This window comes from Natribaculum luteum (assembly GCF_023008545.1).
Taxonomy (GTDB): Archaea; Halobacteriota; Halobacteria; order Halobacteriales; family Natrialbaceae; genus Natribaculum; species Natribaculum luteum.
In genome coordinates this window covers 1,667,828-1,693,523 of the sequence record NZ_CP095397.1, presented here as the reverse complement: position 1 = coordinate 1,693,523, position 25,696 = coordinate 1,667,828, and the positions used below count along the sequence as shown (strand labels likewise).

26 protein-coding genes are annotated in these 25,696 nt (G+C 65.8%); 12 read left to right on the top strand and 14 right to left on the bottom strand.

The features are described 5' to 3' along the window. Positions 1–65 precede the first annotated feature (65 nt). Positions 66–2,135 carry an NAD-dependent DNA ligase LigA gene (gene ligA / locus MU558_RS08675; RefSeq protein WP_246974349.1) on the top strand — a complete coding sequence of 690 codons (2,070 nt, stop codon included), beginning with the start codon at positions 66–68 and terminating at the stop codon, positions 2,133–2,135. Positions 2,136–2,172: 37 nt separating this feature from the next. Here ligA and MU558_RS08670 read toward each other — a convergent pair whose 3' ends face one another. From MU558_RS08670 to MU558_RS08655, 4 genes are all read right to left on the bottom strand, one after another. Continuing rightward, positions 2,173–3,108, bottom strand: a complete 936-nt coding sequence (locus tag MU558_RS08670) for an ArsA family ATPase (RefSeq protein WP_246974347.1) — start codon at positions 3,106–3,108, stop codon at positions 2,173–2,175. Positions 3,109–3,171: 63 nt separating this feature from the next. After that, a complete protein-coding gene (locus MU558_RS08665) occupies positions 3,172–4,056 on the bottom strand; it encodes an ABC transporter permease subunit (protein ID WP_246974345.1) in 885 nt (294 codons plus the stop codon). Beyond that, positions 4,053–4,973 (bottom strand): ABC transporter ATP-binding protein, encoded by a 921-nt coding sequence (locus tag MU558_RS08660; protein ID WP_246974343.1) that lies wholly within the window; start codon positions 4,971–4,973, stop codon positions 4,053–4,055. Before MU558_RS08660 ends, MU558_RS08665 begins: the two co-directional genes overlap by 4 nt. Positions 4,974–5,036: 63 nt before the next feature. Continuing rightward, positions 5,037–5,306, bottom strand: coding sequence for a DUF7967 family protein (locus MU558_RS08655; RefSeq protein WP_246974340.1), 270 nt, complete (start codon positions 5,304–5,306; stop codon positions 5,037–5,039). Between the two features lie 192 nt (positions 5,307–5,498). Between MU558_RS08655 and MU558_RS08650 the strand changes: the two genes are divergently transcribed. Then, positions 5,499–5,906: a DUF7475 family protein gene (locus MU558_RS08650; protein WP_246974338.1), complete on the top strand. Its 408-nt coding sequence runs from the start codon at positions 5,499–5,501 to the stop codon at positions 5,904–5,906. Between the two features lie 8 nt (positions 5,907–5,914). On the opposite strand, the gene MU558_RS08645 is transcribed toward MU558_RS08650, so the two are convergent. Continuing rightward, positions 5,915–7,144, bottom strand: a complete 1,230-nt coding sequence (locus MU558_RS08645; protein ID WP_246974334.1) for a digeranylgeranylglycerophospholipid reductase — start codon at positions 7,142–7,144, stop codon at positions 5,915–5,917. 182 nt (positions 7,145–7,326) lie between these two features. Here MU558_RS08645 and MU558_RS08640 point away from each other — a divergent pair, with 182 nt between their 5' ends. The 4 genes from MU558_RS08640 (at position 7,327) to MU558_RS08625 (ending at position 12,024) form a co-directional block, all read left to right on the top strand. Continuing rightward, positions 7,327–9,144 carry a formate/nitrite transporter family protein gene (locus tag MU558_RS08640; protein WP_246974331.1) on the top strand — a complete coding sequence of 606 codons (1,818 nt, stop codon included), beginning with the start codon at positions 7,327–7,329 and terminating at the stop codon, positions 9,142–9,144. A gap of 65 nt (positions 9,145–9,209) precedes the next feature. Next, the gene (locus MU558_RS08635) at positions 9,210–10,991 is read left to right on the top strand and encodes an excinuclease ABC subunit C (RefSeq protein ID WP_246974328.1); all 1,782 of its coding nucleotides are present in this window, start codon (positions 9,210–9,212) and stop codon (positions 10,989–10,991) included. 96 nt (positions 10,992–11,087) lie between these two features. Continuing rightward, complete coding sequence (locus MU558_RS08630; RefSeq protein ID WP_246974325.1) at positions 11,088–11,384, top strand: SUI1 family translation initiation factor; 297 nt, start codon at positions 11,088–11,090, stop codon at positions 11,382–11,384. 157 nt (positions 11,385–11,541) lie between these two features. Further along, positions 11,542–12,024, top strand: coding sequence for a GNAT family N-acetyltransferase (locus MU558_RS08625; protein WP_246974902.1), 483 nt, complete (start codon positions 11,542–11,544; stop codon positions 12,022–12,024). Positions 12,025–12,130: 106 nt separating this feature from the next. On the opposite strand, the gene priL is transcribed toward MU558_RS08625, so the two are convergent. Next, positions 12,131–13,210, bottom strand: coding sequence for a DNA primase regulatory subunit PriL (gene priL / locus MU558_RS08620; protein ID WP_246974320.1), 1,080 nt, complete (start codon positions 13,208–13,210; stop codon positions 12,131–12,133). Between the two features lie 168 nt (positions 13,211–13,378). Here priL and MU558_RS08615 point away from each other — a divergent pair, with 168 nt between their 5' ends. Together MU558_RS08615 and MU558_RS08610 are read left to right on the top strand one after the other, a co-directional pair. Further along, a complete protein-coding gene (locus tag MU558_RS08615) occupies positions 13,379–14,239 on the top strand; it encodes an alpha/beta fold hydrolase (protein ID WP_246974318.1) in 861 nt (286 codons plus the stop codon). Between the two features lie 20 nt (positions 14,240–14,259). Further along, positions 14,260–15,570, top strand: a complete 1,311-nt coding sequence (locus MU558_RS08610) for an MFS transporter (protein ID WP_246974316.1) — start codon at positions 14,260–14,262, stop codon at positions 15,568–15,570. Between the two features lie 74 nt (positions 15,571–15,644). Here MU558_RS08610 and MU558_RS08605 read toward each other — a convergent pair whose 3' ends face one another. Continuing rightward, positions 15,645–16,388, bottom strand: a complete 744-nt coding sequence (locus tag MU558_RS08605; RefSeq protein ID WP_246974899.1) for a DNA polymerase sliding clamp — start codon at positions 16,386–16,388, stop codon at positions 15,645–15,647. A gap of 145 nt (positions 16,389–16,533) precedes the next feature. On the opposite strand from MU558_RS08605, the gene MU558_RS08600 reads away from it, so the two are divergent. Beyond that, the gene (locus MU558_RS08600) at positions 16,534–17,313 is read left to right on the top strand and encodes a 23S rRNA (uridine(2552)-2'-O)-methyltransferase (protein ID WP_246974314.1); all 780 of its coding nucleotides are present in this window, start codon (positions 16,534–16,536) and stop codon (positions 17,311–17,313) included. A 151-nt stretch (positions 17,314–17,464) separates the two neighbouring features. On the opposite strand, the gene MU558_RS08595 is transcribed toward MU558_RS08600, so the two are convergent. Further along, positions 17,465–17,641: a ribbon-helix-helix protein, CopG family gene (locus tag MU558_RS08595; RefSeq protein WP_246974310.1), complete on the bottom strand. Its 177-nt coding sequence runs from the start codon at positions 17,639–17,641 to the stop codon at positions 17,465–17,467. A gap of 191 nt (positions 17,642–17,832) precedes the next feature. Beyond that, entirely contained in the window at positions 17,833–20,160 is a 2,328-nt protein-coding gene (locus MU558_RS08590) for a twin-arginine translocase subunit TatC (RefSeq protein ID WP_246974299.1), read from the bottom strand. A gap of 140 nt (positions 20,161–20,300) precedes the next feature. Between MU558_RS08590 and tatC the strand changes: the two genes are divergently transcribed. Further along, on the top strand, positions 20,301–21,374 hold the full coding sequence (tatC, locus tag MU558_RS08585; RefSeq protein WP_246974297.1) for a twin-arginine translocase subunit TatC: 1,074 nt from the start codon (positions 20,301–20,303) through the stop codon (positions 21,372–21,374). A 110-nt stretch (positions 21,375–21,484) separates the two neighbouring features. On the opposite strand, the gene MU558_RS08580 is transcribed toward tatC, so the two are convergent. Then, entirely contained in the window at positions 21,485–21,865 is a 381-nt protein-coding gene (locus MU558_RS08580; protein WP_246974294.1) for a hypothetical protein, read from the bottom strand. Positions 21,866–22,023: 158 nt separating this feature from the next. Then, positions 22,024–22,887, bottom strand: coding sequence for an ATP-dependent sacrificial sulfur transferase LarE (gene larE / locus MU558_RS08575; protein WP_246974291.1), 864 nt, complete (start codon positions 22,885–22,887; stop codon positions 22,024–22,026). 125 nt (positions 22,888–23,012) lie between these two features. Here larE and MU558_RS08570 point away from each other — a divergent pair, with 125 nt between their 5' ends. Both MU558_RS08570 and MU558_RS08565 read left to right on the top strand, forming a co-directional pair. Then, positions 23,013–23,570, top strand: a complete 558-nt coding sequence (locus MU558_RS08570) for a DUF6789 family protein (RefSeq protein WP_246974281.1) — start codon at positions 23,013–23,015, stop codon at positions 23,568–23,570. 224 nt (positions 23,571–23,794) lie between these two features. After that, positions 23,795–24,136, top strand: a complete 342-nt coding sequence (locus MU558_RS08565) for a hypothetical protein (protein WP_246974278.1) — start codon at positions 23,795–23,797, stop codon at positions 24,134–24,136. A gap of 130 nt (positions 24,137–24,266) precedes the next feature. On the opposite strand, the gene MU558_RS08560 is transcribed toward MU558_RS08565, so the two are convergent. The 3 genes from MU558_RS08560 to MU558_RS08550 form a co-directional block, all read right to left on the bottom strand. After that, the gene (locus MU558_RS08560) at positions 24,267–24,482 is read right to left on the bottom strand and encodes a DUF8149 family protein (protein WP_246974276.1); all 216 of its coding nucleotides are present in this window, start codon (positions 24,480–24,482) and stop codon (positions 24,267–24,269) included. A gap of 76 nt (positions 24,483–24,558) precedes the next feature. After that, positions 24,559–24,762 (bottom strand): hypothetical protein, encoded by a 204-nt coding sequence (locus tag MU558_RS08555; protein ID WP_246974274.1) that lies wholly within the window; start codon positions 24,760–24,762, stop codon positions 24,559–24,561. 83 nt (positions 24,763–24,845) lie between these two features. Further along, complete coding sequence (locus tag MU558_RS08550; protein ID WP_246974271.1) at positions 24,846–25,607, bottom strand: DUF7260 family protein; 762 nt, start codon at positions 25,605–25,607, stop codon at positions 24,846–24,848. Positions 25,608–25,696: the final 89 nt, after the last annotated feature.

Here is a 25,696-nt window from a genome sequence, read left to right as displayed (position 1 = left end):
CTCGTTCGGCTCCGTCGAAAGACCGGTCTTTACGACCCGCGAGACGGTACACTCGAGCAACAACGATGTCAGTCGCCGACGAAGAGAATCCGTACCTCCGGGATCCGCCGACCGACTTCGAGCCGGTCGACGAACTCACCGAGGAGAAAGCCCGCGACCAGGTCGACCTGCTTCGCGAAGCGATCCGCGAACACGACCGCCGCTACTACGTCGAGAACGATCCGGTCATCGCCGATCGAACCTACGACGCCCTCTTCTTCCGCCTGCAGGACCTCGAGGAGGCGTTCGACCTCGCCCACCCCGACAGCCCCACCCGGCGGGTCGGCGGCGAGCCGATCGAGGAGTTCGAGACGGCCGAACACGTCGCACCGATGCTCTCGATCGACGCGAGCGGCGAGGCCGCGGACGTCCGGGAGTTCGACCGTCGTGTGCGCGAGGAGATCGGCGACGTCCGGTACGTCTGCGAGCCAAAGTTCGACGGCGTCTCGATGGAGTTCGTCTACGAGGACGGCAGCCTCGAGCGTGCCGTGACCCGCGGCGACGGCCGGGAGGGCGACGACGTGACGCAGAACGCGCGCACGATCGGTTCCGTTCCGGGGAAACTGCACGACGACCCGCCGGAGTTCTTCGCCGTCCGCGGCGAGGTCTACATGCCCAAAGACGCCTTCCAGGCGTACAACCGCGAGCGGGTCGAACGCGGCGAGGAGCCCTTCGCAAACCCCCGGAACGCGACCGCGGGGACGATCCGCCAGCTCGATCCCTCGGTCGTCGCCGAACGACCGCTCGAGGTCTTCTTCTTCGACGTGCTCGACGCGAGCGACCTCGAGGACACCCACTGGGCGGAACTCGAAACCTTGCCGACGTACGGCCTGCGGACGAACGATCGGGTCGAACGAGTCGACGACGTCGAGGCGGCGATCGACTACCGTGATCGCATGCTCGAGGCTCGCGACGACCTGCCCTACGAGATCGACGGTGTCGTGATCAAAGTCGACGACCGCGAGGCTCGCGAGGAGCTCGGGTGCACGGCGCGACACGACCGCTGGGCGTACGCCTACAAGTTCCCCGCCCGCAGCGAGGTGACGACGATCGCCGACGTGGCACTCCAGGTCGGCCGTACGGGCAGGGTGACGCCGGTCGCCTTACTCGAGCCGGTCGACGTCGGCGGCGTCACCGTCTCGCGGGCGAGCCTGCACAACCCCGAGGAGATCGCCGAGAAGAACGTCGACGTCGGCGACACCGTTCGCGTCCAGCGGGCAGGCGACGTGATCCCCTACGTCGAGGAGGTCGTCGAGAAGGGAAGCGACAGCCACTACGAACTGCCCGACGCCTGCCCCGTCTGCGACAGTCCGATCGAACGCGAGGGGCCGATCGCCTACTGCACCGGCGGCCTCACGTGCGACGCCCAGCGACGGCGCTCGATCGAGTACTACGCGAGCGACGACGGCCTCGACCTCGAGGGCCTCGGCGAGAAGAGCGTCCGCCAGCTCGTCGACGCCGGACTCGTCGAGCACGTCTCGGACCTCTACGACCTCGAGCGCGAGGACCTCGTCGCCCTCGAGGGATGGGGCGAGACGAGCGCCGAGAACCTGCTTTCCGAACTCGAGGACGGCCGCGAGCCGCCCCTCGCCGACTTCCTCTCGGCGCTCGGAATCCCCCACGTCGGGCCGACGACAGCCCGGGAACTCGCCCGCGAGTTCGGCAGCTTCGAGGCGGTTCGCGAGGCGGCCGAACGCGAACCCGAACGACTCGAGCGCGTCGACGACGTCGGCGAGACGGTCGCCCGGGCGATCCACGACTTCTTCGAGAGTGAAGGGAACGCCGCGGTCGTCGACGACTTGCTCGAGCACGTCTCGCCCCAGCAGACGGAGACGAAAGGCAGGGAGGAACTCGAGGAGCTGACGTTCGTCTTCACCGGATCGCTGTCGACGATGACCCGCGAGGAGGCCCAGGAACTCGTGGAAACCCACGGCGGCGACGCCACGAGCAGCGTCTCGGGGAACACGGACTACCTCGTCGTCGGGGAGAATCCCGGCACGCGAAAGCGCGAGGACGCCGACGAGCACGACGTGCCGGTGGTGGACGAAGACGAGTTCCGCTCGTTGCTCGCAGAGCGCGGGATCGACGTCGACTGACGGCCCGGAAGGGATCGAACGCGTCGAGAGCGGCCGGTCAGCCGGACAGGCGGTCAGCGATCGGCGACAGCGTCTCGAGCCCGTGGACCTCGTCTTCGGTCTCGGGGACGGTGACGACCTCGAGGTCGGGAAACGTCTCGCGGATCTCCGCGAGGCGTCGCTCGTGGCGACGCTGGCGCGACTGACAGCGCGAACAGCACTCCGCGGCGTCCTCGAGGACGCGGTTGACGACGAGCGTCCGGACGGGGACGCCGGCCTCGCGCAGGCGCTCGACGAGGCGTTCGGACTCGGCGATGGCCATCGTCTCGGGGATCAGAACGACCCGAAACTCCGTCCGCTCGGGATCGGTCAGGATGTCGTGGGCACGCTTCATCCGCGCCTGGAGGTTCTCGAGTCCCTCCTCGTCGTCGCGACCGCCGGCGTAGGCGAGCGGTCCGAACATCATCTGTCGCGCCGAGTTGCCGATCCGGCGAACCTGGCCGCGCAGCGAGCGGGTCGTCTCGAGGGCAAGTCCCATCACCTCGGGGAGGTCGAACAGCCGCAGGGTGTGTCCCGTCGGTGCCGTGTCGAAGACGACGACGTCCCAGCGGTCGGCGTCGACGTACTCGACGAGCAGATCGAGCGCGGCCAGTTCGTCGCTCCCCGCCGGGGCCCCCGAGGCGAAGAGTCGTTCGACGTCCGCGTCCTCGAGGCGAATCCCCGCCGAGCGAAGGTCGGCGGCCAGCGCCCGCGCGATCCGCTCGTAGCGGTCGGCACGCGCCTCGGGGTCGATCTCGATGGCCGAGAGTCCAGACCGGAGTTCGATCGGGTCCGGGCCGAGATCGGTCTCGAACGCGTCGGCGAGCGAGTGTGCCGGGTCGGTCGAGACGACGAGCGTCTCGTGGCCCTCGTCGGCGAGTCCAAGTCCGGTGGCCGCCGCGCAGGTCGTCTTGCCGACGCCACCCTTGCCGCCGTAGAAGATACACCGGGTCACGAGCGGAGATACGGGACGAGGGCTCTAAAGCGATCCCCGGAACACGGCCGCGAGTTGCCCGGACTAGAGGTCGAGCTGTTCGAACCGCAGGTAACTGAGGCCCAGCGGGACGACGATCCACAGGATCAGGATCACGACCGCGACCCACTTCGAGAAGTAAAACGGGATCTCTCCCTGCGGGAAGAGATTCTGGAGCGGGTTGACCTCGGGGAGCAATCCGGCGAGCGCGGCACCGTAGGAACCGCCGGGACTGAGTCGCGGATAGAAGAGATACCAGTTGGGTGGCCGGGTGCCGAAGGCGGGGATGACCTGCCCCTCGAGCAGATAGTACACCACGTCCCTGAACCGGTCGAAGACGAACGAGAAGAAAAAGAAGACGCCGACGACGGCAGCGGCGGCCTTGGTTGTGGACTTCGTCAGTGCAGAGATCGCGACGCCAAGGCCGACGTAGACGGCACCGAACAGCAACGAGAGGAGGGTGAACACGAGGATGTGTCCGATATTGAACTCGTCGTAGAGGGCGACGACGACGACCACCGCGACGAGGAGGCCGGCGAAAAACGACGTCCACAGCACGAGCGTCCGCCCGATGAATTTTCCGACGATAGCGTCGAGCCTCGAGTGAGGCAGCGAGAAGAGGATCTTCGCGCTTCCGGAGTCGACCTCGCCGGCCAGCGCCTTGTAGCCGACGAGCAGTCCGATCAGCGGGATCAACAGCGCGACGGGCGTCTGGAGGAAGAAGATCAAATCGATCGCGGCGATCTCGGCTCCCTGCTGGGCGGCGGGTTGCCGGGCGAACAGGTCGTCGAGCCAGACGAACAGGAACGCCATACCGCCGAGGAAGGCGACGAACAGGAGCGTCAACAGCCACAGCACCTTCGAGCGGGCGGCGTCCTGGAAGTCCTTCTTGGCGATTGCACGGACGCTGTCGAGCGAGAGCGAACTCATACCGACACCTCCTCTTTCGTGTACGAGTGAAACACCTCGTCGAGCGAGGCCTCCTCGGTCGAGAAGTCGCGTACGTCGAGGCCGTTGCTCTCGAGTGCCTCGAGGACGGCGGTCTTCGAGCCGTCGCAGGTGACGACGATCGTCGGCTCCTCGTCGTCTTCGACGGAGACGGCACCGACGTCGGGCAGCGAGCGCACGGCCGCGACAGCACCGTCGTCGATCCGGTCGACGGTCACGCGCAGGGTCGTCCCGCCGCCGACGGACTCGCGTAGCCCGGTGACGGTGTCGACGGCGACCATCTCCCCCTCCCGGAGGATGCCGACCCGGTCACAGACGGCCTCGACCTGCCCCAGGATGTGACTCGAGAAGAAGACCGTCGCGCCTCGGGCGTTCTCCTCGCGGACGATCTCGCGCATCTCGCGTGCGCCGTTCGGGTCGAGGCCGGTCGAGGGCTCGTCCAGGATGAGCAGGTCGGGCTCGCCGACCAGCGCCATCGCGAGCATGAGCCGCTGGGCCATCCCTTTCGAGTAGCCACCCGCCTTGCGGTCGGCGGCGTCGAGGATGCCGACTCGCTCGAGCAGGTCGTCGGGGTCGTCGTCGACGCCTTTCGACTCGATGGCGAACTCGAGGTGCTGGCGGCCGGTCAGTCGGCCGTACGTCTGGAATCCCTCGGGGAGGACGCCGGTCCGCTGGCGGATCTCGCGACTCGAGCGGTGTGCGTCGAGTCCGAGGACGCGCGCCTCGCCAGCGGTCGGGCGGACGAAGTCGAGCAAGACGTTGATCGTGGTCGACTTCCCCGCGCCGTTCGGCCCGAGAAAGCCGAACACTTCGCCCTCGCGGACGTCGAAGGAGAGGTCGTCGAGTGCGACCGTCGATCCGTAGACCTTGGTCAACCCGTCGACCGTTATCGCCGACATAGGTGTGTGGACTCCGTGTCAACCGATAAGGTTTGTCACTGGTCGTCGAAGATCGGCCTGGGTTTAAATACGATCGTCGGGATCGTACTGCGCTGCGACCCGTTCGGCCTCGGTCGCGTAGCGCTCGCGGGTCTCCTCGTCGGGGACCGCCTCGAGTTCGTCCGCCGGGATCTCGGCGGCGGCGGTGACCGGCGAACCGGTTCGCAGCGCCGTCGCCGACCGCTCTCGCTGCTGGTACCGGCGTCCGTCCGGCGTCGCGTAGACGATCGTCACGAGGTTCCGGTCGTCGAACGTCCGTTCGACGAGCCAACACTGTACGGTCGAGTCGCTCATGGCGAGACGTTGTGGATCGACCGAGGAGTATCTACCGCGTCGAACGTCGACGCCACGCGTCGAATCGCAATCGTACCGGGGAGCCAAACGGGGGCGAAGCCAGCCACGAGAAGTGACTCGAACGCGGCTCTCTCCGGTACTTTCGAGGGGCGTACCAGACGGTTTTTGTTGTCACTGATACACGTCTCGAGTATGAGCACAGAACACGCGACTGGCACAGAACAGTTGTTCGATCGCCCATCGAACCCGATCGGCTACGTCGCCGTTCTCATGGCGATCGTGACCGGCGTCGTGCACCTGGTGGCGTCGATGAACGCCATCCAGTTCAGCCAGATGCTGGGGATCCTCTTTATCCTCAACGGTCTCGGATTCATCGGCGGGGCGATCCTGTACCTGACCCGGTACTGGCGGCGACCACTGTTTCTCGTCGCGGCGCTGTACGCGATCGTCACCATCCTCGCGCTCTTCCCGGTGCAGGGCTGGGGCGTCGAGGCGTTCTACATGGAGGGTAACCTCAACCCGTTCGCGGTCGTGACGAAAGTCGCCGAGGCCGTACTCGCCGTCTGTGCCGTCTATCTGTACGTCGACGCCGGCGAATGAGCGACGGCTTATGAGAATCGGTGTTTGGCGAACTCCGCGAGCAACGGGAGGTCCTCGAGGTGCAGTAGCTTCGAGATCGCGAGTTTGTTGCCGCTGTTTGCCTTGCTCAGCGTCTCCCGGTCGAGTCGGTTCAGATCCCGAAGCAGGGTGTCGTACCGGTCGTTGGGGGCGAGATACAGCAGTTGGGTCATCGACAGCCGGGCATCCATAAGCGGGGCAACGTCTCTGTGCCAGAGGTCGTCATACAGGGAGATGTTCTCGGCAGACGTATCCGGTTCGTCGGGAGTGAGACAGTGGTCGACGGTGACCGCGGCGGCACGCGCAGAGCGCATACCCTTGTGAATCCCCTCGCCCCAGAGGGGATCGATCGTCGGGACCGTATCGCCGATCGCCATGAAGTTGTCTGTACTCAGGCTTCCGGGACGCTGGATGTGTGCGGAGCCACGGTGCTGTTTGCCCTCGAGTCGTGTCGCGTTCTCGAATCGTGGGTCGGTGTCGATCCAGTACTGGAGGTAGCCGTCGATAGTGCGGTTCGCCTCGACGTGTCGCTGGTAACTCTCGTTCTGGATGTAGCAGACGCCGACTTTCGCCGTGTCGTCGCCAGTGTGGAAGATCCAGGAGTAGCCGCCGGGCGCGAGGTCGTGGTCCAGTCGAAGCATCATCGCGTCCGTCAGGTCCGCATACCCCTGCTGGTCGACCGTCACCCCCTCGAGTTCGTACTCGAGACCGATCGCCTGTTTCTCGCGTGTCAGGTCACTCACGCCGAGGGCTTTCGCGAGCGGGGCGGCCGGACCGGTCGCGTCGATGACGACGTCGGCGTAGACCTCTTCGGACCCGTCGTACTGCACTCCGACGAGATCGCCGCCTTCCATCACGGGACTCGAGACGCGGGCATCGAACCGGTACTCGGCACCGTGTTTCCGGCCCTCCTCGACCAGGAAGTTCTTGAAGTCGGCGAACTCGAGGACGGCACCGGCCTGCTCCTGGACGAAGTACTCGTTGGGAGATTCGATCACGACGCTGTCGGTGAAGTTCATCACGACGTCGTCCGGAATCCCGAAGGCAGCCATCATCGATGGGAACGTCCCGGCAGTCGACTTGTTGCTCTGACGTGGGAACTCGTCTTCCGGCTCTGTCTCTAGGACGGCGACGTCGTAGCCCCTCGCAGCAAGATCGCGTGCACACTGTGCGCCGGCGGGGCCGGCACCAGCGATGACCACGTCAAAACTGTCGCGCATAAATTGTGATACGTCGTGACCGTTATGAAGCTTGCTGAGTCGTCCAGCGCTGACCGTCACGTCGTCGACATCGTCCGGTCTTTCGGAACTGCCGTCGCCTCGAGCAGGCGGCCGACTCCCCGTACGACCGACGTGACGACGAGATGCCAAACGATTAGTCATCCTAGAGACTAGCGGCGACGATGGACGACTCTGACCGGCAAGATCCGGAGGAGACGGTACGCGAAGCGGTCGAACGGTCGAGAAGCGGTGCGCCGGCAGTCGGCGCGGTCGTCCGCGACCGCTTCTCGTCCGACGAGGTGTTCCAGCGGATCGTGGCGGCCGCCGACGAGGAGATCACCTCGGGGAGTCGCGAACTGTTCTTCAGCGGCCTCGCGGCCGGCTTCGCGATCACGATCACGGTCTTGCTGTACGTCTCGATGGAGGCGTCGACGAACGGTGACCCGGTGTTGAGCGCCCTGCTGTATCCGCTCGGGTTCATCTACATCATCATCGGTGGCTACCAGCTGTACACGGAAAATACGCTCCCACCCGTCGCGCTCACCCTGGAGCGACTGGCCAGTATTCCGGCGTTGCTTCGCAACTGGACGGTCGTGCTGGCCGGAAACTTCGTCGGTGGTGCCGCCGGAGCGGCCGCCCTCGCGTGGGGCGGCGTGTTCTCCCCGGACGCAGCGGCGGTCGCGATCGAGGTCGCCGAGAAGGGGGTCGCGACGGACGGCTGGACGCTGTTTTTCAAGGCCGCGTTCGCCGGCCTGATCGTCGCGAGCGTGGTCTGGGTCGATTACGCCGCTCGAGACACCATCTCGCGGCTCGTGGTCGTCTACCTCGCTTTCCTCGCGATCCCGCTTGGGGGGCTGTTCCACGTCGTCGTCTCTTTCTCGGAGATGCTGTACCTCGTCTTCCAGACCGACTTCTCGTTTGTCACCGGACTGACGGGCTTTGTCCTGCCAGTGTTACTCGGGAACACCATCGGCGGCGTCTTGCTCCTGACGGTCGTCAACTACTTTCAGACCACGGAACGTCGACTCGAGTCCGCCCGGTTCGGGGGGACGGAGCGACAGCTCTCGATCCGCGAGTGGCTGTTCGGCGGGCTGGTTGGCCGGTCCTACGTGCCGTTGATCGATACCGCCGAGATGCCCGCAACTGACGGCGAGCAGTATCGCATTCTGGTCCCGATCGCGAATCCGCGAACCGAATCGCACCTGGTCGACCTCGCCTGCACGCTCGCGACGGGGAGAGACGACGCCGTCGTCCACGTCGTCCACATCGTCCAGGTGCCAGACCGGATGTCTCGTGGGTACGGCGTCGGTCAGAGCACGCAGATCGTCGCCGAGTCCGACGAACTGCTCGAGACAGCCCGCGAGATGGCGAACGCACACGGCGTCGAGTGTGAGACCTCGACCGTTGTCTCTCACCGCTCGTTCGAGGAGATCTTCGACGTCGCCGAACGCAAGCGCGCGGATCTCGTGGTGCTCAGCTGGGACGACGACCGACTGTGGGCTGCCGGGCGAACCGACCGCTCGTTGAGCGACCTGGCCCGCCACCTTCCATCCGACTTCCTCGTGCTCAACGACGGCGAACTCGACGTCTCGCGGATCCTCCTGCCGACCGCGTGCGACGGGCACTCGGAGCTGAGCGCCGAGGTCGGACGGGCGCTGCGCTCGAGCGTCGGTGCCGAAATCACGCTCTTGCACGTCGTCGACGACCCCGACGAGCGCGAGGAAGCCGAAGTCGCCCTCGCCGACTGGGCCGACGAGTACGGCTTCGACGACGGCGTCGACCGCGTGGTCGACACCTCCGGCGACGTCGAGGGGGCGATCGCCCGCGAGGCGGCCGATCACAGCATGATCCTGATCGGGGCGACCGAGCGGGGGCTGCTCTCGCGACTCGCGACCGAGTCGCTGCACCTCGACGTCGTCAACGAGGTCGACTGCCCGGTGTTGCTCGCCGAGCGCGAGACGGATCGGAGCCTTCGCGAGCGGCTCCTGGGCCGACCGTAGGCGACGCAGCAACGCACGGTCCGCCGACGTCAGGCTGAAATCCGTCGGGTGGCTATGGGCTGGCGATGAACGCCGACGCGGTGCGCGAGCGCGCGGGCGGACTGCCGCGAGAGCCGGGGGTCTACCAGTTTCGAGCCGAAGGGACGACCCTCTACGTCGGCAAGGCGGTCGACCTCCGCTCGCGAGTGCGCTCGTACGCCGACCCGCGAAGCGCGCGCATTCGCCGGATGGTCGAGCGCGCAGACGACCTCGAGATCGCCGTCACCGACACCGAGACGCAGGCGCTGTTGCTCGAGGCGAATCTGATAAAGCGCCACCAGCCCCGGTACAACGTCCGGCTAAAAGACGACAAGTCGTACCCGATGGTCCAGCTCACGGACCACGACGCGCCGCGGATCGAGATTACTCGCGATCCGGACGGCGAGACGCGGAGCGCCTCGAATACGAGCGGTGGAACCGCGAGCGAGGCCGCGACGGTCTACGGCCCGTTCACGAACAAAGGACGGGTCGAGACGATCGTGAAAGCCCTCCGTGAGATCTACGGCGTCCGTGGCTGTTCAGACCACAAGTACGCCGGTCGCGATCGGCCGTGTCTCGACTACGAGATGGGGCTGTGTACCGCGCCCTGTACCGGCGAGATCGACCCCGAGAGCTACCGCGAGGACGTCGAGAGCGTCCGGCGGTTCTTCGAGGGTGAGACGGGCATCCTCGCGGACCCGCTGCGCCGGGAGATGGAGGCCGCAGCACAGGATCGAAACTTCGAACGCGCCGCGAACCGCCGGGATCGACTCGAGGCTGTCGAGGCCTTCCACGGTGAGGGCGGCGAGGCGGTCCAGTCGCGAAGCGACGAACGGACCGTCGACGTCCTCGGTGTGGCGATCGAAGGCGACGAGGCGACGGTCGCCCGCCTGCGGGCCGAGGACGGCAAACTCGTCGAACGCGACCGCCACGGCCTCGGCGCGCCCGCCGGCGAGAACGAGGGTGTCCCCGCGGTGCTCGCGGCGTTCGTCGTGCAGTACTACGCCGAACGCGACCTCCCCGACGCCCTCTTGCTTCCCGAACGCCACGACGACGAGGAGCTCGCGGCCTGGCTCGAGGCCGAAGGCGTCGCCGTCCGGGTGCCCGGTGCGGGTCGGGAGGCGAAACTCGTCGACCTCGCGCTGAAGAACGCCCGGCGGAACGTCGGTCGTCGCGACGAGTGTGGGATGTTGGCTGACGCCCTCGGACTCGAAACCGTCCGGCGGATCGAGGGCTTCGACGTGAGCCACGCCCAGGGGAAATCGGCGGTCGGGAGCGACGTCGCCTTCGTCGACGGCAGCGCCGAGAAAGGCGACTACCGACGGAAGAAACTGACCGACCAGAACGACGACTACGACAACATGCGCGCCCTGCTCGAGTGGCGCGCGCGCCGCGCCGTCGAGGGCCGCGACGACCGACCCGACCCCGATCTGCTGTTGATCGACGGCGGCGAGGGGCAACTCGAGGCGGCCCGGGAGGCCCTCGCGGACGTCGGCTGGGACGTCCCGGCCGTCGCGCTCGCGAAGGCCGAAGAGCGCGTGATCGCCCCCGACCGCGAGTACGCCTGGCCGAGCGACGCGCCGCACCTGCACCTCCTGCAACGCGCTCGAGACGAGGCCCACCGCTTTGCGGTCCAGTACCACCAGACGGTCCGCGACGAGGTGAAGACGGTCTTAGACGACGTGCCCGGGATCGGGCCCGAAACGCGAAAGCGACTGCTCGGTCGCTTCGGCAGCGTCGAGAACGTCCGCGAGGCGAGCCTCGAGGACCTCCAGAGCGTCGCGGGCGTCGGGGAGAAGACGGCTCGAACCGTCAAGGATCGGCTGTAGCAGAGCCGCTCGTCCCGAAAGACCGACAACCGATAGATGTTATCAAACCACCAACGGTTGGATAGGGCTTTGCTCTTGCAGCACCTCTGTTAGCACGTGTCCAACGACGACCCACTCGACGACCTGCTCGACGAACTCGACAGTCACGGCGACCTCGAGACCGCAGAACAGATCCTGTCGATCCGCACGGAGACGCGGCGGTACGGAAAGCCGGTGACGATAGTCGAGGGCTTCGACCTCCCGAAAGCCGAGATCGAGTCGGTCGCCTCGGAGCTGAAATCATCGATTGGGACCGGCGGAACGGTCGACGAGGGACGGATCGAACTCCAGGGCGACCACCGCGACAGGGTTCCGGACCTGCTGCGCAAACGCGGGTTCGAAGTCAGGGAGTGACCGACGGCTGACCCCACCTCGGTTCCCCCAGCCTCGGTGCCCCCACCCGGTCGTGGGCGCCGGAACTGGCAGACAGCCGGCGGTGTGACGGTCGAATCGTCCCCCTCGAGTCGGTACCATAACTTTGTCAACCGGCCCCGTAGCACACGCTATGAGTATCGAGATCAGACCGGCCACCACAGCCGACCGCGAGGCGATCCGCGAGGTCGCCCGCGAGGCCTGGCACGACACTTACGACGAACTCGACGAGGAGACGATCGACGAGACCGTCGACGAGTGGTACGCCGACGACGAACTCGAGCGTGCCCTCTCGGAACCCGGGACTGCCGTGCTCGTCGCCGAGAGCGACGACGAGGTCGTCGGCTTCACCCACGGCGTCGTCCAGGGAGACGAGGGCGACGTCTTGCGGATGTACGTCCGTCCCGACAACCAGCGAGCGGGGATCGGCACCGCCCTCCACGAGCGCCTGCGCGAGGACCTGGAAGACTTCAATATGGAGCGGATGCGAGCGATCGACCTCGCGTCGAACGACGGCGGCCGCGCCTTCTACGAGGAACTGGGGTTCGAAGCGAGCGGCGAGGGAACGGTCGAGATCGGCGACGAAGAACGAACGGAGGTGGTGTACACACTGGACCTGTAGGCATACTGCCGGACAACAGTCACTGACCGCTCGATCGCGTCTCACGGCCCGTCGACGCTGGCGATAGCCGTTCGAGTGCGATCGATGTGTGACTCTGTCAGTAGTATCAGTCCGCCTCGGCTTCCCCGTCGGCCCGCGCCTCGCGCCAGTCCTCGAGGTCGTCGTCGTCGGTGTCGTCGATGCGCCGCTCGTAGTAGGCCATCGGGTGGGCGATCCGCTCACAGAGATCGTCCTTGTTGACGCAGTCGCCGTAGGACTGCATCGTCGCACACGACGGCGGCGAGTACTCCGTCGGCGACGTCTCCCCGCTTATGTGGTCGGTCTGGTAGCGGGTCATTTCCTCGCCAAAGGAGGAGTTGACCCGGTAGAGTTCGACGATCTCGTCCGTGCTCATTCCGATGCTCGTGAGAAACGACGTGATCGCGAATCGGGAGTGGTGGGGCAGATGTTCGCCCTTCTGGATGTCGTCGAGCAGGGCCTTCATACAGGGTGGGAACAACTCGGGGACGACCGTGTCGATCTCGCGAGTGAGGTCGAGATCCGAGAGGACCTCCCGGACCGCAGCGGCCTCGGACTCGAGTGCGCTCGCGATCGCGTCGGGAACGTCGAACGGCAACCCTTCTTCGACGCGCTCGCGGACGGCCTCCCGGCAGAGCGTCAGCAGTTCGGCCTCCGAGACGGGCACCTCGCCGTCCGCCAGTGCCCGGTTGACGAGTCGCCACTCGTCGCCCCACAGGTCCGCCGCCAGCGGCAGGTACGCACCGACGTCGATCCGGTAGCCCTCGCCCGTCTCGGAGACCGCGCCCTCGAGGTCGAACTCGGCCAGCAGGGTCTCGAGGTCGACGCCGGTGTTCTCGACGCTCTTGAGTTCGGTCGTGTCCTCGAAATCGGCGGTGAACCGATCGTAGGCCGTCGCGGCCTCCGCACGGGCGTACTTGCGGACGAGGACCGGCTGGTCGACGAGCGAGACGAGGACCCGCGCGACGGGGTAAGAGAGTAACTCGGTGCGGACGTCCCGGCGCGGTTCGCCCGTCTCCCCCTCCTCGACGGCGGCGACAACCCGTTCGCGGGCGCGGTCGACGACTGCGTCGTCGGTCTCGACGACCGTCGCGAGGTCGACCGCCTCCGTCGCCACCGACTCGCGGGCAGCCTGGAGGAACGGGTATCGGGCGTGCAGTCGCTGCATCGATCCTAGGATTTCGCTCGGACGGGTTAAACGCGATGATTGTCGGTCGCTCCGGAAAATAGACGGGATCGACAGCCACGCGGACATCGATCGGCCGACGACCGCCAGCCGCGAGCGGTTCCCGTCGCAACGGGCGATTTCAAGAACCCCCGACACGTCAGTCGAGATATGCCACGGGCGACCAGAGACGGCGTGTCGATCTACTACGAGCGCGACGAGTCCGACGGCGACCCGGTCGTCTTCGTCCAGGGGCTGGGCTACGGGCGCTGGATGTGGCGCTGGCAGCGTGAGGCCGTCGACGACGAGTACGACGTCGTCGCACCCGACAACCGGGGAACTGGCCGCTCGGACGACGGCCTGAACGTCGTCGTCCGCAAACTCCCCGGACGGCTCCGCAGGCTCGTCCTCGCCACGCTCGCCGGCTACTCGATCGAGGGGCTCGCCGCCGACCTCGAGACCATCCTCGCCGACGCCGGCGTCTTCGACGCCCACGTCGTGGGCGCGAGCATGGGCGGGATGATCGCCCAGCAGTACGCCCTCGAGTACGATCGAGCGAAGACGCTGACGCTGTGTTGTACGAACCACGGCGGCCCTGACGCGGTACCGGTCCCCGACGAGACCCAGGAACAGATCTTCGACGTTCCAGCGGGGGCGAACGAACGCGAGACGCTCCGTCACCGGATGCGACCCGCGTTCACCGAGCGGTTCACGAACCGGAACCCGCACCTGATGGACCGGATCATCGAGTGGCGACTCGAGCAGGACGCAGACGATCCGGCTCGGGAGGCACAGGCTGTTGCAGTGGCCGACTTCGACGTCAGCGAGCGGCTCCGGCGCATTCGCGTGCCGACACTCGTGCTCCACGGGACCGACGACCGCGTCGTCCCCGTCGAGAACGGGCGGTTACTCCACGAGAAGCTTCCGGACAGCCGCCTCGAGACGTTCGCGGGTGGGTCGCACCTGTTCTTCATCGAGCAGGCAGACCGGGTCAACGAGACGTTCCGCTCGTTTCTCGACGAACACGCGTGACTCGCGGGTGAGCGCAACCGATGTCGACGCCCAGGGCGGGAACAGCGACGGTCGGCCGTCCGCGGCGAGCGGTCGCGACGGTCGTGCTCGTCGTCTTCGTCGACCTGCTGGGCTTTGGCGTCATCATCCCGATCCTGCCCTACTACGTACGGAGTTTCGGCGTCAGCGACGTCTACATCGGATTGCTCGCGGCGTCGTACTCGCTCATGCAGTTCGTCTTCGCGCCGCTGCTCGGTCGCCTGTCGGACCGTCACGGCCGACGGCCGGTGATCATGCTGTCGCTCACGGGCAGCGCTGTCGCGTGGACAGTCTTCGGCCTGGCGAGTGCGGTCTGGATGTTGTTCGTCTCGCGACTGCTCGCAGGGGCGATGGGCGGCAACATCGCCGCCGCACAGGCGTACGTCGCGGACGTCACGCCGGAAGCACGCCGCGCGGAGTCGCTCGGCCTCGTCGGCGCGGCCTTCGGTCTGGGGTTCGTCTTCGGGCCCGCGATCGGCGGCTTCTTCGCCAGCGATACCGTCGTCACGACCGCCGACGGTCTGTTGCCCGACGTCGTTCCGACGACGCGGTTCTCGGTGCCGAGTTTCGCCGCTGCCGCGCTCTCGCTTTGCAGTTTCGGGCTCGCAGCGACGTTCCTCGAGGAACCCGACCGGGTTCGGTCGCGGGGCCCGCGCGAGACGGTCGTCGGCCAGTTCGCGACCGCGCTGGGCGACGACCGACTCCGGGGACTCGTCGTCGCCTTCTTCCTGCTCTCGCTTGCGTTCTCCGGCGTCCAGGTGATGTTCATCCCGTTCGTCGCCGACGCCTACGGCTACGACGCGAGCCAGGCGGCGTTGCTCCTGACGTACGTCGGCGTCTGGGGCGTCTTCGTCCAGGGCGTGCTCGTCGGCAGGCTCACGCGGCGCGTGCCGATTCCGTGGATCGCCCTCGGGGGAAGCGTCGCCCTCACCGCGGCGCTCGCGCTGTTGCCGTTCTCGCCGCTCGTCGGTGACCTTCTCCCGATCAGACCCGTCTCGTTTCTGACGCCGCCGCTTCTCGTCTTGCTGCTCGCGCTTCCGCTGCTCTCGCTCGGCAACGGCCTGTTGAGCGTCGGCCTCACGACGCTCGTCTCGACGGCGGCCAGCGCGGAGACCCAGGGACGGGCGTTCGGCGTCACCCAGGGTGCGGGCAGTCTCGGTCGCACCGTCGGTCCGCCGATCATGGCGGCGCTGTACGCGGCGGCCGTCTACTGGTCGCCGTTCGTCGTCGGCGCGCTGTTGGTCCTGCCCGTCTTCGCGATTCTCGTCGGAATGATCCGCCGTGCCGCCGTCGCGACGGTCTCGAGTCGGTAATCGGAACTGAGGGTTCGAAACGAACGCGACAGCAGAACGTCGAAAAGAGAGGATCGTCCGACCGAATCGAGCGATCAGTCGCTCTGGATCCGCGGAGCGAGCATGTACGTGACCTGGCCCTGGCCCTCGGCGAAGCCGAAGTGCATCTTGATCGGGAACTCCTCGCCGAGTTCAAGCGTGACCTCGGTATCCGAGGGGATGGCCTTGTTCATGTCCTTCAGGTAGTCGAGGCTGAAAAGCGAGTGAGCGGGACCGACCTGCAGCGAGATCAGGTCCGCCTCGGTGAGTTCGAGGTGGACGTCGTCGGTGTCGCCTTCCGCGTCGACGTAGAAGTACTCCTCGGTGTCGTCGACGCCGAGGGCGATGTGGTCGGAGACCATGTCGGCGGCTTTCACCGACCGGTTGACGTCCTTCCCCTCGAGGACGACCTCTGCGGGCAGATCGAGGTCCGGAATGTCCGGTTCCTGTCGGATCGAGTCCGGATCGATGAGCGCGAGCGTGTACTCGAGACCGTCGATCTGGATCTGCAGCTTGCGGGTCTCTTCGTCGAGTTCGAGCTGGATGAGCTGGCCCGATTCCGCCATGCCGGCGATGTCCTCGAGTCGGGAGAGGTCGACGCCGATGAGCCCGCCGTCGGCCTCGTAGGATTCGAAGGCAGCCGCGTCGAGCGAGAGGTCGACCATCCCGACGTTCGCGGGGTCGACGGCGCGAATGGCGAGGCCCTCTTCCTCGAGGTGGATCTTGCACTCGTCGACCAGCACGCTGACGGAATCGAGCGCACTGGAGAGCGTTTCCGCGCTCACGATGGCCTTGAACATATGGATCGGGATACGAACGGTCGGCATAAAAAGCCACCCTTTACGGAGAGTCATGAGAAGACACCGCTCTCGATGTCGCCCGGTCTGCGCTGTCGGTCGACGAACGACACGCGTATCCGACTCGACCGGCTACTCGAGACACCGAATGAGCCGAAAGGACCACTACTACAACAAGGCCAAACAGGAGGGGTACCGCTCCCGGGCGGCCTACAAACTGAAGCAACTCGACGACCTCGAGAACGTCGTCTCTCGTGGCGACACCGTCGTCGACCTCGGGGCCGCCCCCGGCGGGTGGCTCCAGGTCGCCGCCGAGAAGGTCGGTCCACAGGGGAAAGTGATCGGTGTCGACCTCCAGCGGATCAAGCCACTCCCCGAGCACGACGACCGGGTCGAGACGATCCGCGGCGACATGACCCAGGAACGGACCAGGGATCGCGTCGTCGACGCCGCGGGCGGCGAGGTCGACTGCGTCGTCTCGGACATGGCCCCGAACATGTCCGGCGAGTACTCCCTCGACCAGGCCCGGTCGCTGCACCTCGCCCGCCAGGCCTTCGAGACCGCACTCGAGTTACTCGACAGCGACGGCGACTTCGTCGTGAAGGTCTTCGAGGGGCCAGACGTCGACGACTTCCGGGCGGACGTCGAAGAGGAGTTCCAGTACGTCCGCGCGACCAGTCCGAAAGCCTCGCGCCAGGAGTCGTCCGAAATCTACCTCATCGGCAAGGGCCGACTCACCGCGCCCGTCCAGGAGGGCGACGAACTCGAGGTCGAGATCGTCGACGTCGGGAGCGAAGGCGACGGCATCGCCTCGGTCGACGGCTTCCGGCTGTTCGTGCCGGCGACCGAGGAAGGCGACGTCGTGACCGTCCGCGTCGAGGACGTCAAGCCGAACTTCGGGTTCGCCCAGCGGCTCGACCGATCGTAGGCGCTTCTGCCGGACGGCAATCTGATTCTGCCGGAGGGGCTCATACTGCCGGACAAAAGTCAATAAACACTCGATCGCGTCTCACGGCTCGTCGCCGCTGGCGACAGCCGTTCGAGTGCAATCGATATGTGAATCGTTTTGTCCAGTAGTATCACTCCTCCTCGTCGAGGCGACCGTGACGGTCGTCGATCTCGTCTAACATGTCGAGCGTCTTTCTGATCGAGGCGCGGATCGCGTCACTTCTGTTGACGAACTTGCCGTCGTCACCGACGTGGTCGTCCAGGTCGTCGAGCAGTTCCTGTGGAATTTCGACGCTAATCTTTGGCATGGTCGGTTCGTTCGCATGCAGCGTCGTTAAGCCGTCGGTCCATACCACGTCGAGACGGTACAATCGAGCGACGGAGGCGACCGTCCTCGCGCCTCGAGTCTCGAAGCCTCGTAACGATAGCTGTGAGCCGTTACCGCCGCAACCGCGACCCGTCGTGCGGTTGCGTCGGTACCCAGTCACAGCCGTCGTTATCACTCTGCGACGGACCCTGCGTCCGAGTCGGGCTCGGGTTCGGCGCTGCTGCCGCCACCGCCGCCAAAGAGCCGACCGCCGCCGGTGAGCACGTAGAGGACGACGAGTCCGATAAGGTACGCGACGGCGATCGGGAGCGCGAAGACGAGCATCGTCAGGACGCCTTTCGGGCTGGCAAACGCCGCGACGACGAAGATGGCGAGGACGACGGGCCGCCACCGCTCGAGCATCGACCGGTAGGAGACGATGCCGCCGACGTGGAACAGCGCCATCGTGACGACGATGTTCATGAGGAAGCCGATGCCGACGGTGGTGAAGATCACGAGCCAGAAGAAGCTCTTGATCTGGTAGGAGACGACCATCCCGTTGCTGATCGCGTCGGAGACCAGATACGAGATGACCGCCGGTGCGATCCAGAAGAAGCCGAGGTACGTGCCGACGGCGAAGCCGGCGAGCAACGAGCCACCCCAGACGACGAACGTGCGACGGTCGCCGTAAACGAGTCCGCGCTCTTTGGCGGCGGGCCATGCGTAGTACAGCACCATCGGTAACACGGCGACGACGGCGGCGAGCGTGCTCACCTTCACCTCGAAGATCAGCACCTCGACCGGGTGGAGCGCGATGACGATGTCGAGCTGGTCGATGAGCTGGTCGAGGGTCATCGCCGCGGGATCGATGTCGTTGCGGACGGCCACCTCGTCGAGGACGCTATCGGGGACCCGGTCGAGGAACAATATGAGGATCGATCCCAGTCCGCCGGAGTACAGCCAGAAGAACGTCCCCCCCATGACGACCATGAACAGGCCCACGAGGCGGAACATCTTCGACGTGAGGCTGTTGAAGATGAACGCGAGGTCGTAGGCGTAGCCACCGATGTCCTCCTCGGTCGTCTCGTCTTCGGTGAACGGGTCGATCATCCCGGCGGCGGTACTCGAGAGTAGACTTTCCTCCTCTTCGTCCGCCGCATCGGCCGCCGGGGACCCGCCCGCGGAGGCCGCACGCTCACTGTCCTCGTCGCCGTCGGTCTGGCCCTGGAGCGTGTCGAACCGGTCGAGGATCGCCTGGGCTTTCTCCCGGTCGTCGTCGTACATCGCCTGCCGGGCGTGTTCTAGGGCCTGCTCTTCGCTCATCTCGAGGAAGACCTGCGGCGGGGCGACCCGGATGCCGTCGGCGTCGAGGACGTCGAGGTCGATCTCGGCCGGATCGCCGGTGCGAATCGCGGCCTCGCGGGGATAGACCGGCTGCTGGAGGACCCGAATGGTGTAGGCGAGCAAGACGAGAAAGCCAACACCCAGCGCGAAGAGGAGGCCGGCCGCGAGGTCACCGAGCAGCCCGTACTGGGCGGAGAGCGCCTCGAAGGTCGTCGGACCGCCGGGCCGGAGGAACTCGGGAAGGACGGGGTAGAGGTCGTCCTCGAGGAGGTCGAAGCCGCCCTGGTTGACGAAGGCCGACGCGGCGGCGAACGTGACGCCGACGGCGGCGGCGAACTGGAGGATGCGCCGTTTCACGAACGCGGTTCCCCGGCCGGCAGACTGGGCGGCACCGCGACGGCGCATATCGGTCACCAGTTTCGCGAGGCCGAGACTGAAGACGTAGAGGATGGCCATCGGCATCGCCCACATGACCTGCGTGAACGGATCCGGTGGGGAAAACAGCGCGCCGAAGATGGCGATAGCGACGAACGCGTGGCGCCACTTGTCACGGAACACCTCGTAGGGGACGATCTCGGTGTACGAGAGTGCACCCATGAAAAGTGGCAGCTGAGCGGCAAGGCCGAAGGAGATCGTAAGGAGAGCGATAAATTCGGTAAACTCCGTGATACCGTAGCTGGGCTTGACGCCGGCACTGACGGCGTTACCCGCGAGGAAGTCGAACGCGTACGGGAAGAAGATCACGTAGGCGTAGATGACGCCGCTCCAGAATAGCGTAAACGAGGTCAGGACGAATCCGATCGTGTACCGTCTCGAGATCGGCACGACGCTCTCGACGCCGCGACGGCGAAGCGCATCTCGGGAGTAGTACAGTAGCACGGGAATCGCGGCGACGATGCCGAAGAAGAGTCCGATCTTCGCCTGTAAGAGGATTACCTCGAACGGCGTCCGGGTGATGATGTCGGTCGAATCGGCGACGTGTGCCGACATCTCGGCTTTTGCCGTCGACTCGAGAAACTGCCAGATCCAGTACCGCAGGAGGTAAAACGAGGCGATAAAGCCCGCGACGAAGACGATGAACACCTTCTGGAGGTGTTGCTGTGCGCTCGAGAGTATCGCTCCGAGCGTCTCCCGGCCGCTGTTTATGGTCCGGGCGGTATCCTCGTCGATGCTCATTGAGTGTCCGTGGATAGCTTACATCCAGTTATCAACCTTTCGAGTAGATATCGCAGCCGGATTCACGTCGTCGCCGTGGCGCTCCAGAAGTGGTCACAAGAAAAAGGCCTATAACCGACGGCCTATCTATCTCTCGATAGATGACGGACGAGTCGGACGACCCGGGCGTCGACGAACCCGAAGAGCAGCGGGAGTCGACCGACCGGGATTCGCGCGACGACGACTCGACCGACGAACCTATCGACGAGGAATCGTCCAGTCACGAGTCGGGAGACGAGCCGAACGAGACGTCTGACTCGGAGACGACCGACGACGACGAGGCGACGGACGGACTCGAGTCGTCCGGAGCGACTGGCGAGCGCCGCGAGGCGAAGACGGACGGCGAAGGTATCGTCGACGACCTGCCGGAGCGCGACCGTAACGAGCCCGCCTACCCAGAGCCCGACGACGACATCGGCGGCATCGAAGCCCCGCCGGACGACGAGGAGATGCCGCTTGCGGATCACATCGAGGAGATGATCCTTCGCCTCGCCGTCGTCATCCTGGTCGGTTCGGCCGCGACCGCAATCGGTCTGCTGTGGGCCTCGGACGCGATCGAGTTGATCTGGCAGAACGTCTTTCCCGGCCCGAGCGAGGATATATCACGGCCACACGTCTACCAGCCGCTCGAGCTGTGGCTGACCCGGATCAAGGTCGCCTCACTGCTGGGAATCATGGCCGCCTTGCCGATGTTCGTCTACCAGACGTACCTGTTCATGCGACCCGGTCTGTACCCACACGAACGCAGGTACTACCTCGCGGCTGTCCCGACCAGCGTCGTGCTGGCGGCGATCGGGATGCTGTTCTCGTTTTTCCTCGTCCTGCCGGTTCTGTTCCGGTACTTCACGTACTACGCCGGCGAGGGTGCCGGCGACGCCTACAGCGTCGGGATCGCCTACGCGCTGGGCGAGACGTTTAACCTGATCATCACGCTCACCGGCTTTCTCGCGATCGTCTTCCAGATTCCGCTGTTCATCATGCTCGCGATCATGATGGGCGTGACGACCCGTCGGTGGCTCGCCGAGAAACGACTCTACTTCTGGGCGGCCTTCGCCGGGCTATCGTTCATGTTCACCGTGGACCCGACGATGATGGCTCCGGTGCTCGTCGCCGTCGCCATGATCCTGCTGTTCGAGGGGACGCTGTTCCTCCTGAAGTGGACCGGCCACGAGTGAGCGCGAGCGTCGTCGGACAGCGGGGATTCATACGGACCGCTGTACGTCCATCCCGCAGCGACCGCGTCCCGCTGGGCGACCGCTGCGGAAACGAGGGACAGCAGACCGTCTCAGTCGGTGACGATGCCGTCGTACGCGGACGACGGAGCGACGCGTTCCGTGGCGTACTCGACGGCCGCTTCGGTGTTCGCGGCCCCCTCGTAGCGGCCGTCGAACACCGACATGAACTCCCGGGCGAGGCGTTTACAACTCTCGCAGGTCGTGACGGTCCTGACGACGGTTCGCTCCTCGAGTTCGAGGCCGGGATAGATCGTCACGGAGAGTTCGTACCCCGGCCGTTCGGTCACCTCGAGTGTCGCTGGAGCGACGCGAAGCGACACGTCGCCGGTATCGTGGACGTACCGCAGGAATCGCCGGGGAGTGGCGTTGGGCGTCGGACGGGAAGCGTCTGCTCGATCACGAGACCACGCTGCTGGAAGGTCGTCAGTCATCGATAGCAGGTACCACGCCACAGTATAGAAATAGGAGTTATTTCGACAATATTGTCCACCGATACCGAGAATGCGTTTCGAATCGTCCACTACTAGAGAGTTTCTGATTTCGTTCGCCCATAATCGGCCGGGGGGTGGCGTCGAGAACTGGACGGGCGTCAGGCGTCGTCGGCAGTCGGGTACGTCGCCTCGAAGACGTCCTCGACGACCGGCGACTCGTCGGGGCTGACGCTGCCGGTGCGGTAGCCGTGGAGGTCGAGCGTGACGTGGTCGAAACCGAGGTCGTCGAGCGCGTCCCGGACCGTCTCGACGAACTCTACCTCGAGTGCGCGCTCGAGTTCGTCGGGTGCGACTTCGATGCGCGCGAGGCCGTCGTGGTCTCGCACGCGGAACTGCTCGAACCCCCACTGTCGGAGCAGGTTCTCGGCGCGTTCGACTCGAGTGAGTCGGTCCTCGGTCACCGCAAGTCCCGTCGGAATGCGCGAGGAGAGGCAGGCCATCGAGGGTTTGTCCGCGACCGAGAGGTCGTACCGGTCGGCGATCTCGCGCACCTCGTCTTTCGTGATCCCGTGGTCGAGAAGCGGCGAGTAGACCTCGAGTTCCTCGACCGCCTGGAGGCCAGGTCGGTGGCCCTCGTCCGGATCGTCGGCGTTGGTGCCATCACAGACCGTCCCGATCCCGAGGTCGCGGGCGGTCTCGAACATCCGACCCAGTCGCATCGTCCGGCAGTGGTAACACCGATCGTCGCCGTTCTCGACGAACGCCGGACTGTCGAGTTCGGAGAACTCGACGACCTCGTGGCGAACGCCGATCTCTTCGGCCACCCTCCTCGCGTCCTCGAGTTCGGCCGCAGGCAGCGTCTCGCTTTTCGCAGTGCAGGCGACGGCGTCGTCGCCGAGGGCGTCCACCGCGAGTGCGGCGACGACGCTCGAGTCGACGCCGCCGGAGAAGGCGACGAGAACGCCATCGTGGCTCGCGAGGTCGGTCCGGGCCGCCTCGAGTTTCTCCTCGACCGTGGTCATGGACCCGTGTTCGAAGCGAACGGGCAAAAGCGCGTTGTCGTCGGTCGCGACGATCCTTAAGTACGCCCGTCAGGTCCAGCGTCGGCAGTTACAGTGCCGGCGCTCGTGGAATCGAACGGTCTCTGATGTACAGTCGACTACAGCGGTCGCGAGGGGACGACCACGACGACGACACGACGGACGCGAAGGCCTCGAGAGGTAGCCACGTCGTCGCCGCCGTCGGTCGCGGACTCCAGGCCGGGCTGGTCGCGACGCTCATCATGACCGCCTTTCGACTCCCGATCATGCGCTCGCTGCCGCCGTCGGCGAACTTCTGGGCGCACTACGTCAGCGGCGGTGATCCCGACGAGCACCCGATCGCCGGCCTCGTCTTGCACCTGCTGTACGGGACGACCGCCGGGGCGGTCTTCGGCGGCCTCTTCGCCTTGCTCTCCGCCGAACGGTCGATCGAACCGGAACAGCGCGGGCTCGTCTGGGGGTCGGTATACGGGCTGGCCCTGTCCGCGTTCGGTTCGCAGTTCATGCTCGAGAAACTGCTCGACGTTCGGCTCGAGGCGGACGAACTCGCGCTGTTTCACGCCGGCCATCTCGTCTACGGCCTCGCGCTCGGCGCGTGGGTCGGCTCGCGCACAGAGGGCGTCGAGGATCCGGACACCGAGTACGAGTATCGGGACGGAAATTGATCGAACGGCCGTTGCCGGGCGGAGCCGCTGTGACGGTTCCCGGTCGTCTCCTACGGTCTGCTGTGACGATTTGCCGGTGCAACCGCGACTGTCCGACAGTTGCACCGGAACTGACGGACAGTAGTCCGTATCGAGGCGTGGTCTGCACTCGAGATCCCATTCCTCAAAACGTGGCTGCAGCGGCAGGGAGCAGATCGAACTCGATCGCCGACCGAGCACCGACCGTGACTGACTACGAACTGCACGAACCCGACTTCTCGGAGACGACCACCGACGAGTGGGAAGAGCCACAGCTCGAGGAGTTCGAGACCGACGACCTGGGTGAGGTCGCCGCCCACTTCCTGCTCTCGTCGTCGGGATTTCCGCCGGAGAACTTCACCGACCTGAAACTTCCCGTCGTCGAGCCAAGCGGCGAGTTGAACAGGAACGCCTTGCAGACGGCCAAAAGCGGCGGCCACGGCGTCGGCGCAGTCGAGGACCTCGACGAGGAGCGCCAGGAGGGCGTCGAGAATCTGATCGATCGGCTGGCGAACGAACAGTTCGAAGACGCCGATTTCGGCGAGTGATACCACCGGACAACGGTCGGTACACACCTGATCGCGACTCGACGTCCGTCGCCACTGACGACAGCGTCTCACGTGCTGTCAGCGTGTGACCCGTTCTGTCCAGCAGTCTGACGGCCCGCCGGCCGGTGGGTTACTCGAGCAAGCCCATGTCGCTCGCGGCCAGGTCAGCTACGCGGTCTGCGACGTCGGGGTCGACTTTGGCGACCGTCTCTCCGTCGTGGAGGCGCTCGTTGTGGTTCTCGAGTCGGTCGGCGACGTCCGAAAGCGGGATCCTCGCTGTCGTCTCACACGCCGGACAGACGATCGGGACGCGTGGACTCTCGTCGTCGTCGTTTCGTGTCGTCATTTCCCGAATCTCTCGCAGCGACCGTCAAAAACGTCCCGTTCGCTCGAGATGACGTCTTGCCGACGGGACGACCCGATCAGCGAGCGCCGCGGAGCAGTTTGACGACGCCCTGTGCAGCCATGCCGAGCACCGCCCACTTCCAGGCGAGGACGGCGACGCCAAGCAGTGCGACCGCCCTGGCGTTGTGCCCGCGATCGAGCGCCCGTTTTGCCTCGACGACGACCGACGCCACCGTCAGCGAGCGCGTCGCCTTCGAGCCGAGAAATCGTTTGAGTACCATATCCGTCCTAGCACGGCCGACGGGATAACGACCGCGCTGGAGTGAGCAAGTTGCACCCGACGAGAGGTGGCCGTCGGCGACGACTACGTCGTCACGAACAGCGAGCGATCGATCTGCGCCAGCGTCCGATCGATCAGCCGGCCGACGTCCGCAATCGACGAGAGCAGCGGGTACGTACTCGGACACTCGTCGTAGAGGTACTGCCCGAAATCCTCGAGGTCGATCAGTCCAGTTTGGTACTTGCGACGGAGGGCGTCCTGACGTCGTGCGGCGAGGTCGTCACACCGCGTTTGGAGCCGCTGGAGCCGTTCTCGCGTCAGGCGGAGGGCGTTGAACTCCAGGCGATCCAGCGGCTGGTTCAAAAGCGACGCCAGCTCGTCGAGCAGCTCCGAGAGTTCCCGCTCGGCCCGTTCTATGGCGGCGGCCTCGTCGTCGAGCAGTTCGAGCAGTGATTCCCGGACGCTGACGGCCTGGCGGGCAGCGTCGACGAGCGATCGTTTGAGCGACGGGTGTAACTGCGACCCCTTCGTGATCGCCGCCGCGAGTTCCTCGCCGAGTTCGCCAGCCAGATGTTCGGCGTAGGGCTCGTCGTACACATCGTGGTAGTGTGGGACACACATCACCGTCTCGGTGTAGGCGTCGCGGACGCGTTCGAGTCCGGTCCGGTGTCGAGGCGCGAGCGGTGCCGGTCCGGCAGGTCCGGATCGAGACTGGTTCGGCTCGAGCGCCCGGACTCGCTCGAGGAACTGCTCGAACGCGTGTCGCTCGTCCTCGAGTTGCCGACGCTCTCGCCGAAGGGCTTGCTGTGCCGCCTGGAGAGTATCGGTAGAGACGACGGATGACACGACAGTATCACCACGCCGTGCGGTCGTCTTAAAAGTATTCGTTTTCTTATATATTGTGATACGTGGGGGTCTGACGACGATGTGCGACT

What these genes read in the sequence shown, in the direction of transcription:
- ligA (WP_246974349.1), top strand. Translation starts at nt 66, where the DNA reads ATGTCAGTCGCCGACGAAGAGAATCCGTACCTCCGGGATCCGCCGACC.
- MU558_RS08665 (WP_246974345.1), bottom strand. Translation starts at nt 4,056, where the DNA reads ATGAGTTCGCTCTCGCTCGACAGCGTCCGTGCAATCGCCAAGAAGGAC.
- MU558_RS08660 (WP_246974343.1), bottom strand. Translation starts at nt 4,973, where the DNA reads ATGTCGGCGATAACGGTCGACGGGTTGACCAAGGTCTACGGATCGACG.
- MU558_RS08655 (WP_246974340.1), bottom strand. Translation starts at nt 5,306, where the DNA reads ATGAGCGACTCGACCGTACAGTGTTGGCTCGTCGAACGGACGTTCGAC.
- MU558_RS08650 (WP_246974338.1), top strand. Translation starts at nt 5,499, where the DNA reads ATGAGCACAGAACACGCGACTGGCACAGAACAGTTGTTCGATCGCCCA.
- MU558_RS08645 (WP_246974334.1), bottom strand. Translation starts at nt 7,144, where the DNA reads ATGCGCGACAGTTTTGACGTGGTCATCGCTGGTGCCGGCCCCGCCGGC.
- MU558_RS08640 (WP_246974331.1), top strand. Translation starts at nt 7,327, where the DNA reads ATGGACGACTCTGACCGGCAAGATCCGGAGGAGACGGTACGCGAAGCG.
- MU558_RS08635 (WP_246974328.1), top strand. Translation starts at nt 9,210, where the DNA reads ATGAACGCCGACGCGGTGCGCGAGCGCGCGGGCGGACTGCCGCGAGAG.
- priL (WP_246974320.1), bottom strand. Translation starts at nt 13,210, where the DNA reads ATGCAGCGACTGCACGCCCGATACCCGTTCCTCCAGGCTGCCCGCGAG.
- MU558_RS08615 (WP_246974318.1), top strand. Translation starts at nt 13,379, where the DNA reads ATGCCACGGGCGACCAGAGACGGCGTGTCGATCTACTACGAGCGCGAC.
- MU558_RS08610 (WP_246974316.1), top strand. Translation starts at nt 14,260, where the DNA reads ATGTCGACGCCCAGGGCGGGAACAGCGACGGTCGGCCGTCCGCGGCGA.
- MU558_RS08605 (WP_246974899.1), bottom strand. Translation starts at nt 16,388, where the DNA reads ATGTTCAAGGCCATCGTGAGCGCGGAAACGCTCTCCAGTGCGCTCGAT.
- MU558_RS08600 (WP_246974314.1), top strand. Translation starts at nt 16,534, where the DNA reads ATGAGCCGAAAGGACCACTACTACAACAAGGCCAAACAGGAGGGGTAC.
- MU558_RS08595 (WP_246974310.1), bottom strand. Translation starts at nt 17,641, where the DNA reads ATGCCAAAGATTAGCGTCGAAATTCCACAGGAACTGCTCGACGACCTG.
- MU558_RS08590 (WP_246974299.1), bottom strand. Translation starts at nt 20,160, where the DNA reads ATGAGCATCGACGAGGATACCGCCCGGACCATAAACAGCGGCCGGGAG.
- tatC (WP_246974297.1), top strand. Translation starts at nt 20,301, where the DNA reads ATGACGGACGAGTCGGACGACCCGGGCGTCGACGAACCCGAAGAGCAG.
- MU558_RS08580 (WP_246974294.1), bottom strand. Translation starts at nt 21,865, where the DNA reads ATGACTGACGACCTTCCAGCAGCGTGGTCTCGTGATCGAGCAGACGCT.
- larE (WP_246974291.1), bottom strand. Translation starts at nt 22,887, where the DNA reads ATGACCACGGTCGAGGAGAAACTCGAGGCGGCCCGGACCGACCTCGCG.
- MU558_RS08570 (WP_246974281.1), top strand. Translation starts at nt 23,013, where the DNA reads ATGTACAGTCGACTACAGCGGTCGCGAGGGGACGACCACGACGACGAC.
- MU558_RS08560 (WP_246974276.1), bottom strand. Translation starts at nt 24,482, where the DNA reads ATGACGACACGAAACGACGACGACGAGAGTCCACGCGTCCCGATCGTC.
- MU558_RS08555 (WP_246974274.1), bottom strand. Translation starts at nt 24,762, where the DNA reads ATGGTACTCAAACGATTTCTCGGCTCGAAGGCGACGCGCTCGCTGACG.